Source organism: uncultured Moraxella sp. (assembly GCF_945873075.1).
In the GTDB taxonomy this organism is placed as follows: domain Bacteria; phylum Pseudomonadota; class Gammaproteobacteria; order Pseudomonadales; family Moraxellaceae; genus Moraxella.
This window is the reverse complement of record NZ_CAMCBS010000036.1, coordinates 1-11,354: the sequence shown is the minus strand read 5'-3', so window position 1 is coordinate 11,354 and position 11,354 is coordinate 1. Positions and strand designations below refer to the sequence as shown.

At 47.5% G+C, this 11,354-nt stretch carries 9 protein-coding genes; 1 reads left to right on the top strand and 8 read right to left on the bottom strand.

Going from position 1 to position 11,354, the window contains the following annotated elements; translation table 11 throughout:
• The 4 genes from Q0N89_RS09090 to Q0N89_RS09075 form a co-directional block, all read right to left on the bottom strand.
• Positions 1-696 (bottom strand): hypothetical protein (locus Q0N89_RS09090; RefSeq protein ID WP_294035644.1); only part of this gene is annotated, 696 nt, incomplete at its 3' end.
• A gap of 124 nt (positions 697-820) precedes the next feature.
• Positions 821-1,471, bottom strand: coding sequence for a 1-acyl-sn-glycerol-3-phosphate acyltransferase (locus Q0N89_RS09085; protein WP_294035642.1), 651 nt, complete (start codon positions 1,469-1,471; stop codon positions 821-823).
• Positions 1,472-1,473: 2 nt separating this feature from the next.
• A complete protein-coding gene (gene parE, locus Q0N89_RS09080; RefSeq protein ID WP_294035640.1) occupies positions 1,474-3,363 on the bottom strand; it encodes a DNA topoisomerase IV subunit B in 1,890 nt (629 codons plus the stop codon).
• Positions 3,364-3,439: 76 nt separating this feature from the next.
• On the bottom strand, positions 3,440-4,063 hold the full coding sequence (locus tag Q0N89_RS09075; protein WP_294035638.1) for a YqiA/YcfP family alpha/beta fold hydrolase: 624 nt from the start codon (positions 4,061-4,063) through the stop codon (positions 3,440-3,442).
• A gap of 148 nt (positions 4,064-4,211) precedes the next feature.
• On the opposite strand from Q0N89_RS09075, the gene Q0N89_RS09070 reads away from it, so the two are divergent.
• Complete coding sequence (locus tag Q0N89_RS09070) at positions 4,212-4,475, top strand: DUF1289 domain-containing protein (protein ID WP_367178565.1); 264 nt, start codon at positions 4,212-4,214, stop codon at positions 4,473-4,475.
• Here Q0N89_RS09070 and Q0N89_RS09065 read toward each other — a convergent pair.
• The 4 genes from Q0N89_RS09065 to Q0N89_RS09050 are packed head-to-tail and all read right to left on the bottom strand — an operon-like array spanning position 4,467 to position 11,226.
• Positions 4,467-5,693 (bottom strand): Wadjet anti-phage system protein JetD domain-containing protein, encoded by a 1,227-nt coding sequence (locus Q0N89_RS09065; RefSeq protein WP_294035636.1) that lies wholly within the window; start codon positions 5,691-5,693, stop codon positions 4,467-4,469. The genes Q0N89_RS09070 and Q0N89_RS09065 overlap by 9 nt on opposite strands.
• Complete coding sequence (locus Q0N89_RS09060) at positions 5,690-9,055, bottom strand: ATP-binding protein (RefSeq protein ID WP_294035634.1); 3,366 nt, start codon at positions 9,053-9,055, stop codon at positions 5,690-5,692. Before Q0N89_RS09060 ends, Q0N89_RS09065 begins: the two co-directional genes overlap by 4 nt.
• The gene (locus Q0N89_RS09055) at positions 9,039-9,659 is read right to left on the bottom strand and encodes a DUF4194 domain-containing protein (RefSeq protein ID WP_294035632.1); all 621 of its coding nucleotides are present in this window, start codon (positions 9,657-9,659) and stop codon (positions 9,039-9,041) included. The genes Q0N89_RS09060 and Q0N89_RS09055 overlap by 17 nt, the downstream gene beginning before the upstream one ends.
• 43 nt (positions 9,660-9,702) lie before the next feature.
• A complete protein-coding gene (locus Q0N89_RS09050) occupies positions 9,703-11,226 on the bottom strand; it encodes a DUF3375 family protein (RefSeq protein WP_294035630.1) in 1,524 nt (507 codons plus the stop codon).
• Positions 11,227-11,354: the final 128 nt, after the last annotated feature.

Genomic DNA, 11,354 nt, shown 5'->3' with positions numbered 1-11,354 from the left:
CGCACCCAAGATTTGTAGTGGCATGGTCACCACATCAAATGCCAAAGCAAATGGCAACAACACCAGCTTTTCGGCACTGCTTGTACCACTGCCGCTCGTCTCGGTGGTAGTTTGGTTGGTATAAATGCTCACGCTATATGGGCGTGTCAATGGCGAGAACTGCGAGCGCACCAAGTCATAATTGCTCACCTGCGGATAGACTGCACCTTTGATATTAATCTCAAAGCAAAAACGCTGAGCGCCGATTTTCTCATCGCTGGCAGTCGTACATTCTTTGGCATCATTTTGTAAGAAAAACTGCAAATCATTACGCTTGATGTCGTCTTTGAGCTTAGCATAGCTTAGCTTCATCGCACCGGTAAATTTGCCATCGTTATTGGCAGAATAAAACTCCAACTGATTGCCAACGGTGATGTGCTTGGGGTCAAGATTGGAGAGCAAAGTCACCAATTGCACACCGCCATCTTCGAGCACATAGCTATTTTTCTCACCGACAATCACCACCGATGAGCCTGAAACGCCTGCAGTGGCAGCAGGACGGCCAAACGCCACGACCTTATCTTCGAGCAAAGTAGTCTTGGCGGTGGTGGTACGGGTCGTCTGCTTGGCACTCGGTGAATCAAGCAGGCTTGATGTGGCACAGCCTGTCATGGCAAGCGCCGTGATGGCAGCAAGGGTAAATTTGGTTAGTTTCATCAAACTCTCCTTAGGGATGAACAAGGGTTGATTTGATTATAAACAACTGATTGTTTATTGGCAATAAAAAACCGCTTTTTACAGCGGTTGACGGTCATTTCAAAGGCTTGGTCTTGGATGCTACTTACGCATCCTGCAAAATCTTTGCCATCTTGGATGGATGATAGCCCACCACGCCGTGATATTGCTTGATAATCCCTACCAAATCCGCCTGATAATCCCCCGTCGAATAGCACACATCCAAAAATCGCACCGTCTTAGTCGGATAATCGAGCGCCACAGGGATAATCGGCACGCCCGCCCCCATTGCCAAATAATAAAAGCCCGTGCGAAAGCTTTCGGTATATTGACGAGTGCCTTCGGGCGCTAGTGCCAGCAGCAGCGGCTCACCTGTGGCAAAGCGGTCGATGTTGGCTTGTAGCACCGAGCCTTTTTTGTCACGGTCGATGGCAATCACCCCCACCCATGTCAAAAACTGCGACAATATCGGCACAGAGAACAACTGCCTTTTACCCATGACTTTGATGTCCAGCCCCAAAGCAAGCATGGTCAAAATCGCGGGCACGCCATCGACATTGGAAGTATGTGGCGCACCGATAATCACCGCTTGGGGCACATCAGGTAGCTTGCCAAGCAGTCGCCAGCCCAGCATAGCAAGTAGCCTACGAGCCATCTTGGTAGCAAGCGGACGATGACGACGGGGTAGCTGAGCACCCAATGCATCATAGTCAAACTTCGGCAACGACTGCGCTACTTTTGAGACATCCTGCGACATCGTTATACCGCCAATTCAGCCAAATCACCCTTGGTCTCTAGCCAGTGCTTGCGGTCGGCAGAGCGTTTTTTGGCAAGTAGCATATCCATCACGCCGTTGGTGGCACTGATGTCGTCTAAATCGAGTCGCACAAGCTTACGCGTATCAGGGTTCATCGTCGTTTCTTTGAGCTGACTTGGGTTCATCTCACCAAGCCCCTTAAAGCGAGTGATTTGCGGTTTTTTGTTGCCAAGCTTGGCAAGCACCTGTTCAAGCTCATCATTATCCAGCGCATAATACACTTCTTTGCCGGCATCGATGCGATACAGCGGCGGCACGGCGACATACAGATGCCCCGCTTCAATCAGCGCAGGGAAATGCTTCACAAACAACGCGCAAATCAAGGTCGCAATGTGCAGACCATCGCTATCGGCATCGGCTAGGATGCAAATCTTGTCATAGCGCAGCTCGGACAAATCATCACTGGCAGGATCGACACCGATGGCGATGGCGATGTCATGAATCTCTTGGCTAGATAGCACCGTATCAGATGACACTTCCCAAGCATTTAGAATCTTACCCCGTAGTGGCAAAATCGCCTGAAACGCATTATCCCGTGCTTGCTTGGCAGAGCCGCCTGCTGACTGACCTTCGACCAAAAACAGCTCCGAGCCATCTTTTAGGCGGCCACGACAATCCCACAGCTTACCCGGCAAGGCAGGGCCTTGGGTGATTTTTTTGCGAGCGACTTTTTGGGCGGTCGCTAGACGGCGTGATGCCTTAGAAATGGCAAGCTCGGCGATGGCTTTGGCGCTGTCAGGATGCTGGTTTAGCCACAGGCTAAAGGCATCTTTGGCAAGGGTTTGCACAAGCGGCGCAGCTTCTCGGCTTGATAAGCGTTCTTTGGTCTGTCCGCTAAATTGTGGCTCGACGAATTTGAGTGACAAGATATAATTCACCCCATCCCACACATCTTCGCCAGACAGCTTGACCGAGCGTGGCAAGAGATTATGAATTTCACAAAATTCTCGTAAGGCTTCCAAAATCCCCGTACGCAGACCATTGACATGCGTGCCACCTTGGGCTGTGGGAATGAGATTGACATAACTTTCGGTGATGGGCGTGCCACCATCGGCTAGCCACGAGATGGCAAAAGTCGCCCCGCCACGCTCGCCTCTGGCAGGCTCCTGGCCAAAATAAAACGGCTCATCAGGCACGCACGACATCTCGCCGAGTTGCTCGGTCAAATAGCCTACCACACCATCCACGAAATGCCAGCTTTCGCTATCGGTTGGGTCAATTTCATTAATAAAATCAATCTGCAAACCCGCTGACAGCACCGCCTTTGCCTTGAGCGTGTGCTTGAGTGCTTTGATGGCGAATTTTGGGCTGTCAAAATACTGACCATCAACCCAAAACTGCACCTTTGTGCCGCGCTTTTTCTTATTCGATGCTTTATTGGCAATCAATGGCGTCACCGCATCCCCATGCTCGAACGCCATCGTATGCTCTAGTCCATCACGCCACACGGTGACTTCGACGCGGGTCGAGAGCGCATTGACCACGCTGATACCGACACCATGCAGACCGCCTGAGACTTGATAATTTTCGGTGCTGAATTTGCCACCTGCGTGTAGGCGTGTCAAAATCAGCTCAACGCCCGATTGATTGAACTCAGGGTGAATATCCGTCGGCATCCCACGCCCATCATCTTCGACCGACAGCGAACCATCAGCGTGCAGGCAGACGATGATATGGCGTGCATAGCCTGCCAACGCTTCATCGACGGAGTTATCGATGACTTCTTGGGCAAGATGGTTGGGGCGTGTGGTGTCCGTGTACATCCCGGGGCGACGGCGGACAGGCTCAAGCCCTTCTAGGACTTCAAGTTTTTGGGCGGTATAATTGCTCATAATATAAAAAAATCAATAAAAATCACGACTATTTTACACCAATTGCCGTGATTTGGGAAATGTGATGGCTGGTATCTTAGCGTTGAATTTGGTTCAAACCGATTGCAAAATCCACGACAGTTTTGACATGGTGATTAAAATCACTGATGCGATGATCACCGCCTGCCATCGCCAACACTTCGCTACCTGCTTGACCAAAGAACGCTTGGCTTGCTTTGGCATCCAATAGCTCATCACCCATCTGCAAAAATACCTTAATTCGCTCGCCAAAAACAGCTTGCAAGCGATGATTTTCAAGCCATGCCAAATCCCCATAGACAATCTGCCAACCGCCCGTTGTGGTATAAATCACCGTATTGGCTTGCAGTGCTTGCGACTTGTCATTAGAAAAATTATCCTGTAAAAAGCGGCGGAAACTGATGTCAGGACGAATACTTGGGTTGAGCAATACCGCAGGCACGCCAGTGCGATCGCTCATCAAAGTCGCAAAATATCCACCCAAGCTCGAGCCCATCAGCACTGTATCGGCGCCATCACCGATCAGCTTGGTCAGTAATACCACCACTTCATCAGGTGTGCGGTTCAAATCAGGGCGAATGACTGTAATATCAGGATGATGTGTTTGGCAATAGGCATCGACGACTTGTGCTTTGATGGCGTTGCTATCGCTATCAAGTCCATGTAAATAAATCAATCGCATGGGCATTATCCTTATTTTGGCTAAATACTTGGTTAATCTATTGCCAAATGGTAATTTTGGCGGTATAGTGAGAAATTAGCATATCGCCATTATAGTACCCAATCTTGATTTTAAAAGCTATATCCAATTTGGCATAACCTAACGCACCATGTCGCAATTTGAGATGTTTGTCATCGACAGCCCTTGTATCGGTGTCTGCACGATGAATAAAAAAGGCTATTGTATTGGCTGTCTGCGCAATCGAGCAGAACGGCAAAACTGGCATCACCTATCTGATGACGATAAGCGAAAAGTGCTCACGCTCATCACACGCCGCGCCAAACGCATCCAAGAACATCGAGCAAGCAAACGAAACGGGGAATCTGTGGCGGTTGAGCAATTGGGGATGTTTGGGGAGCCAGATTCACTTTAGCCCAATCTGATTCAGCGCTTGATGCACCCACTCTACCGAGAGAAATTCTTGCTCCAATCTCAGACCATGCTCACCAAGATAATCAAACAAGTACAGCTCATCTGCATCAAGCCCGATCGGCGGCTGCATGACTGATTTTGGCTCAGTTACCGCCAGATGTCGATGTGCGTGTAAGGTTTGCCAGTCCATCATCACAGGCCGAATGTGCGATTGCATGAGCTTGGCATCCGCCAAAATCTTTAGCCCCCAAGTATCAATATCACCCCAATAATACAATTTCTTCGACTGCCACGCCTGCCCTGCAAGCCACGACAGATGATTGCCAGCACCTAGGATCACAAGCACATCAGGCAATGGCGGCAACAGATGCAGACACTGCTCATTTTCAATGATCAGCACCGAGTCAAATGGCATCACAGCAGCATCAAGCTCGCTAGCAAGCACACGCAGATGACGAAAATTGAGCCACTTTGGTGGTGTCTGCGTTTCATATAGCCGCACCCAACCTGTCTGTGATGACACACCCAAAAACTCCGCCAAACCATGCGCCGATACCGCACCAGCAAACCGTACATCCAAAAGCTTAGTGATGAGTGTTTTGTGTCGCTCAAAATATTTGCTATCCAATGACAAAGCCTGTAAATACCGGGATGCGTCATCGTCAAGTTGGGCGTATTGAGTTAGTATCGGCACAGTAAGCGCTCGCATCGGCAAGCCATCAGCACACCTAGGCTGTAATACGCTCACCAAGATCAGCAGTGCGATGATCTCATCAACGCCCATTGCCATCAGCTCATCTTTATGCTGTACCAAGATGGCAAGCTGATTGGGTAGAGCTGGATGATTAGATTGCTTTAGCACCCAAGGATGTTGATAAATCGCCAATAACTGACGAGCTTCGGCATCAATCAGCGCATCATCAACTGCATGACACCACTGATTCATACCATCCAGACGCCACTGAATCGGACAGGCGATGGCTGCTGATAATTTGGCAAATTTCTTATCCTGCCAGATCACCTGTCCAATCTGCCTCTCATCCATCTGCTGCCATGCAAGCAGGTGCGCCTTAAGCTCGGCACTACCCACGTGCTCAGGCTTGGACGATCCTATCGACAGCGTCATAGGAAACGCCTCACCGCTTAATAATGATGCTCGCTGCTTGGCATTTGCCCATGATTTTTTGAGCTTTTTGATCAAGATTTCGGGTGACTTCATGATATTCCCATCGTTGGTGCTGTCGCTTGCTGTTGGGCAAATGCGTCAATTTTTTGCCACGACCAATTTGATAATGTCGCCTCCACGCCTCGCTTATGAACCAAGACGGCGCTGTTGGTATGATGGCGCAAAAGTTGCATTTCTTTGTTCGGTGTCACAAAAATCGGATGCAGCCCGAAAGCAAAAATCGCCTTGACGATGCGCCCACCCACCGCCTGCGAACTCTTAGAAAATGCTTCATCAATAATAATGGTGGCAAATTTTGGTGCCGCATAGCCTTTGGGGTTGAGTGCATAGCTTAGCGATGCAGTCAAGATATAACTGGCAATAATCTCTTTTTCGCCACCACTACCATGCTGTGAGCCCGTGCGTGATTCTAAAAGCTGATCTTGATCTCGACTTAGAATTTGAATCGAAAACTCCAAACGATAACGGGGATCGAGCAGTGATTTGGCTGCTTGCGTGTGCCGCTTATCAATAGCATCATTCAGATGCTCAATGAGTCGGCACAGCGCTTGATAATGCCCTTCATGATCTGGTGTTTTGACAGACAAACTATAAGTATTCACCTGTTTGTACAGCTTATCAAATTCACGCAGGCTTTGGTGCACGACAGGTGTCGTCGCTAGCTGTAGATAAGTACTTTGCCCAAAATCCACTTTGCGTAGTACTTGATTGAGCCCATCAATGCGTGCTTTGATTTCATCGAGTTGCATTTTGACATCGCTGACCAGCTGCGCCAGACTCTCGGTTGATGATGTCGTCAAATATTCCACGAACCGCTTTTCTTGCTTGGGCAGACCTTCTTCTGTCAGATATGCCAAACGCATCAAATATGCCTCAATATCGATAAGCTCATTACCCGCTTCTGCCAATTCGCCTGTGTCGATATTTTTGGCGGCATTCATTTGGTTGATGATTTTTTGCTTGATGTCACTAAGCACCCCTTTCATCTCACCCAAAGACTTATGAAGCGCTGTGGCATCGTCTTTTTCATTTTGGGATAACTGCTCAGCAATCAGTGTCCGCTCGGACAGATACTCAGTGAGCGCCTGCATGATGGGCTGCGTCATCAGCACATCTGGTCGCATTGATGATTGATCCATTGACGGATCGATGATTGGACAATGATTTAAGGTGGCTTCTGCGACCATCTGATGGTTTCGGCACTCGTCGATTTTCTCATTAAGCCGTGTTTGGGTCGCTATATTTTGAGCCATCTGCGTTTGTAGCTGCTGCATCACATCATTCAGCGACTCTTGCTGTTGTTTGAGCTTGGCAAGCTCGCTATCAGGCGCTGTCAGAGCTTCATACTGCTGCTCTAAGCCTTGCAAATACTGCAGTGCACCATCGACATCAATATCCACAAAGTCAATCTCAGCCAAACGAGACATTAAGCGCATCTTGTCTGTCTGCGCCCGTATTGCGTCAGTGATCACTCCAATTTCATCATCAAGCGGTGCAATCTTGGTTTGCAGTTGTTCAATCGATGCCGTCAGGCTATTTAGCAATGTCTGATTGTCAAACCCCGTCAGCCACTGCTCATGTAGTGCTTTTTGGTCTTGTTTTTCATACCAGCCTTCTCTGCCAGACATCAGCCCCTGTTGAGTCATGGCGTGGGACGTGCTCTCAAGCGTTGCGACATCATCGACACAGTGTCGATCCATTTTTGACAGCAGTACCATAAGCGCATCGGTCAGCGGATGTGATTTGATATTCAAAAAGCGTACAAAACCGTCATCAAAAATTGTCGCCTCCCCCTCATCAGCACGATACAGGCGCACATGCAGGCGATTGTGGCGATGATTTACCCATGCCAATGCCTCTTTAATCAATGGCTTGGGTACTAACAGCCGTAGTCGGTTCGACCCCAAAGCTCGCTCAATAGCCCCTTGCCACTGTGCATACTCGGGTTTGACCTCGACCATCTGCGCCATAAAAGGCACATCATCGACATCACAGCCAAGATGCTGGGCAAGCGCATGTCGAAACGCTTCAAATTCAGGTGGAATATTGGATTTTTGCTGTTTGGCTTGTATCAGCTGCTCATTGAGCGTCGCAAGCTCATCATTCAGCTGTTTATGAGTGACGCCAAGTGTCAAACGCTGATCTTCCAGCTGTTTTATCTCTTGATTTAGCTCGGCCTGCCGTACTTTGGCGGATTCTTTTTGATCTGCCAAAGCCTGCTCACTATCAGCCATCTGCCATGCCAGATTATTACACAGTATTTGGTAGTCTTGCCACTGTCGGTTGATTTTTTGAAGATGACTGATTTGCTGTTCAATTTGTGATTTGAGCAATTCAACATTACCACCCCCTGCTTGTAGATAGCGTGTTTGTAGTGCTTGAGATTGCTGCTGACTGCGGTCAAATTGCTGCTGCAACTGCTCATACTGATGACTGACCACTTGATGCTCAGCCTGATAGCCATCAATTTTTTGTTGCCATAGATGATGAGCATGATATGCATACCAATACGGCAGCATGTCAATCATCTGCTGCCGCTCATCAACCTGTCGCTGACTGTGCTCATACTGCTGCCACAACGCCTTGAGTGGCAAAAGCGACTTGTGTTGCTTTTTGGCAACATCGAGCGTGTTTTTGATATTAGTCAAATCTGCAAATTGCTCAATGTTGCGGGTCGCCTCATCAAACAGTGAACGATCATCCAGTACCAATTCTCGAAAAATCTCATTCACATTGTGCAGCTGCTTAACCCCAACAGCGCGATTTAATAATTTAAAAGCACTGTCCGATACCTCAAAAAACTGCTGGATGTGTGACAAATAACTGCGCTTATCATCAAATACCATAAGATCAGTATGCGCTTTGGCATACTGCTTGATGCTACGACTGCCACTATCATCAAAAATCGTCAGCCAATGCGCAAGCGGCGTATCACCAAATGATACCAACCACAAATCCTTGCGATCAGCCGCTTGATTACTATTACCATCAAACCAAAAAATCACCGTCAGTACCACCTGTGACCCATCTGCCACAGTCTGTGATGCTCCGAATAAATCCATAGACGGCTGATCAAGCGCCATCACTGGCTGACATCGCAAACTGATTGCCGAGATTGTCTTGCCAGTACGCGCTACCTGCGCTGTGCCACTAGCACCACGGATATAGCTTGTCAAATCCCGATCGCCTTTTTCGGTGCCTGTCGATGCCAGATTATAACTGGGTCGTGCCACCAAAAGCGTCATCATCGCATCGACGACGGTCGTCTTGCCACTGCCTGAACTGCCAATGATAGCACTACCATCAGGGTGAATATCAGCTTGATGCAAGCCCGAAAAACCACCCCAATTATACAACTCAATCTGCGAAACCGTATAACTAAACGCCTGATTCATCATCACCCTCCGTCATGACTGATTCACCAACTGATTGATATTGCTTCAAAAGTTCGCTCAAATTTTCAGGATTAAGTAGATGTACAATCAACGGACTGATCAATAGTTGATCCTTAACAAGATTAACCAACCCATGCTCAGCCAACTGTCGCACCAAAGCCGTCACACGATCCTCATCTTGCGACTCACTGCCGCTGGATTCATGATAAATAAAAAACTGTTTGTTCAGCTCATCAAGTGGCATAAAAGTATCTGCATAACCGATACCATATTGCTGCTCAAGCTCCATAAACCGCTGTCGCAAAATTGCCAAAATCAGCGACTGCTGCAATGTCAATCGCTGACGACGAACCAAAGGATGCGCCCAGTCATCAGGTGTGGATGCTACATCATCTATAGATTCTGGATTTTGATAAACCATCAAAAAAGCCAAACCACGCACGCCATCAACTTGCAAGCAAAAATCAATGACTGATAAATATTCGTTCACCGCCGTCACATTATTTACCAATGCTTGATACAACACAGGCTTTTGGGCTTGATTTAGATGGCCATATTTTAAGATTTCTTGGAGTGCTTGTTTAACAGTGATCGAAAAATTCATTCTACTATACCGTCTTTATTCCACTTTAAATTTAACTACTGAGCTAATTCTGCAGATCTTCTAGCTGCATCTTAGCGACTATCGGATATTCAAGCACCACTTTTGGCAAGCGATATCGCCAAAGCGCCCCTTGCTCATCAATCAAATCGACATATTCATAATCAATGGCATGATCAAAGTTTGCTGCCACATATCTTGCTAGCGCCATCAAAAAAGCAATAGCCTCAAGATCATGTCGCTTCGGTGGCGCTTGGCATCTTAGCAGGGCAGCCACACTGACAGGCTGACCTATAGTTTGTAGACTGTCTTTGATTTGTTGCAGCCAAGCTGCTTCATCCAATCGATCAAAGGCCTGCCAAAATGATGAATCAAACTCATCGAGTGTAACGTGTTTTGTCTGTAAATTGAGTGTCGTAACCTCATCATGAACAAGCGCTTGATTGATGCTGATTCGAGCAACAATCGGCACTCGATGGACAGCGGGGGCAATGGGTGGCAAGTTGCTAATGCTTTGCTGCGTGCTGCGATTTTGCCAATCGATTGCCAAAGCATGCTGGAATAGTTGTTTTAATAATGCGCCGACACGATGATGTTCGCTTGATTGTACTGACTGCACAAAATTTTTGACATCATGTTCAATCTGCTGTTTGGCACGATTTACTCTACGGGCCTCTCTGGTGAGTGTGTGGGTAAGCTGAGAAAATTCATACAGTTGGCGAGCGTTGAGACTTTGGGCGGTGATAGGATAACTGATGATTTGACGAATATGATCTTTGAGCGCATCAAGCGTGTCCCGTTGCAAAGCTTGATTGAAGTTATAAAACACGCGACCTTCAGGTGTATTGATCAGCTGCTCATGCGAGTCAAGCAGACCTGTAAGCATATCACCCCGATGAAAATTGTCACGGATGGCATCTTCGCGAAGTTTTTGATCCATTGCACGGTAAGAATCTTCAACACGGCGAAAATCCACATACAACCCCGTTGATAATTGATAAATATTCTGGATCTGTTCAATGGCTTCAGTATCGGATAAAATCTGAAAATCACCTTGGCGAACCCGCTCAAGTTCAGCTTGTAATTGATCAATCTGAGCTTGCAGGTAATTTTCTCGATCGGCTTTATTGGGATTGAGTGCTGAATAAACTTTTTGAACTTCGGATTGTACAGTTTGCAATCGAGATGCGGTGGATGTCATGATGGTTGCTTCATCAAGTGTTTTGATAAAGCTGATGACTTTTTGTAGAGCATCGGTGGCAAATACAACTTGATTTTTTTCAACAATCAAACCACGCTTCAGCCAGGTCTGCCACTCAGTTTTTGCCAATACATAAGTATCTTTTTGATGAATATCAAAATCGCTGTCATTGGCAAATTCATCAAAGCAACGAGCGAGCAGTTCGATGGCATCATTCATGCTGACGCTGTCATGTGAATTAATAAACAGCCTTTCAGCGCATGCCAAAATTAACGGTGCGCGCCTTGCTGTCAGCAGCCGCCAAGCCTCATTGGTATATCGCATCTGGCGATATTGTTTGGCGAGTGAAATGACCGAATCCTGCTGCATGGCACAACTCCTGTTGATTCTAATTCATTATACCACCCCTTCCAAATAATGCAACACAAAACAAAACCCCCTCCATCTCTCGATGCAGGGGGCTTCAAATAAGGTGCTGACGATGACCTACTCTCACA

Bases quoted from the DNA above. Each gene is read 5' to 3' on its own strand.
- Q0N89_RS09085 (WP_294035642.1), bottom strand. From the start codon at position 1,471: ATGTCGCAGGATGTCTCAAAAGTAGCGCAGTCGTTGCCGAAGTTTGAC.
- parE (WP_294035640.1), bottom strand. From the start codon at position 3,363: ATGAGCAATTATACCGCCCAAAAACTTGAAGTCCTAGAAGGGCTTGAG.
- Q0N89_RS09075 (WP_294035638.1), bottom strand. From the start codon at position 4,063: ATGCGATTGATTTATTTACATGGACTTGATAGCGATAGCAACGCCATC.
- Q0N89_RS09070 (WP_367178565.1), top strand. From the start codon at position 4,212: ATGTCGCAATTTGAGATGTTTGTCATCGACAGCCCTTGTATCGGTGTC.
- Q0N89_RS09065 (WP_294035636.1), bottom strand. From the start codon at position 5,693: ATGAAGTCACCCGAAATCTTGATCAAAAAGCTCAAAAAATCATGGGCA.
- Q0N89_RS09060 (WP_294035634.1), bottom strand. From the start codon at position 9,055: ATGAATCAGGCGTTTAGTTATACGGTTTCGCAGATTGAGTTGTATAAT.
- Q0N89_RS09055 (WP_294035632.1), bottom strand. From the start codon at position 9,659: ATGAATTTTTCGATCACTGTTAAACAAGCACTCCAAGAAATCTTAAAA.
- Q0N89_RS09050 (WP_294035630.1), bottom strand. From the start codon at position 11,226: ATGCAGCAGGATTCGGTCATTTCACTCGCCAAACAATATCGCCAGATG.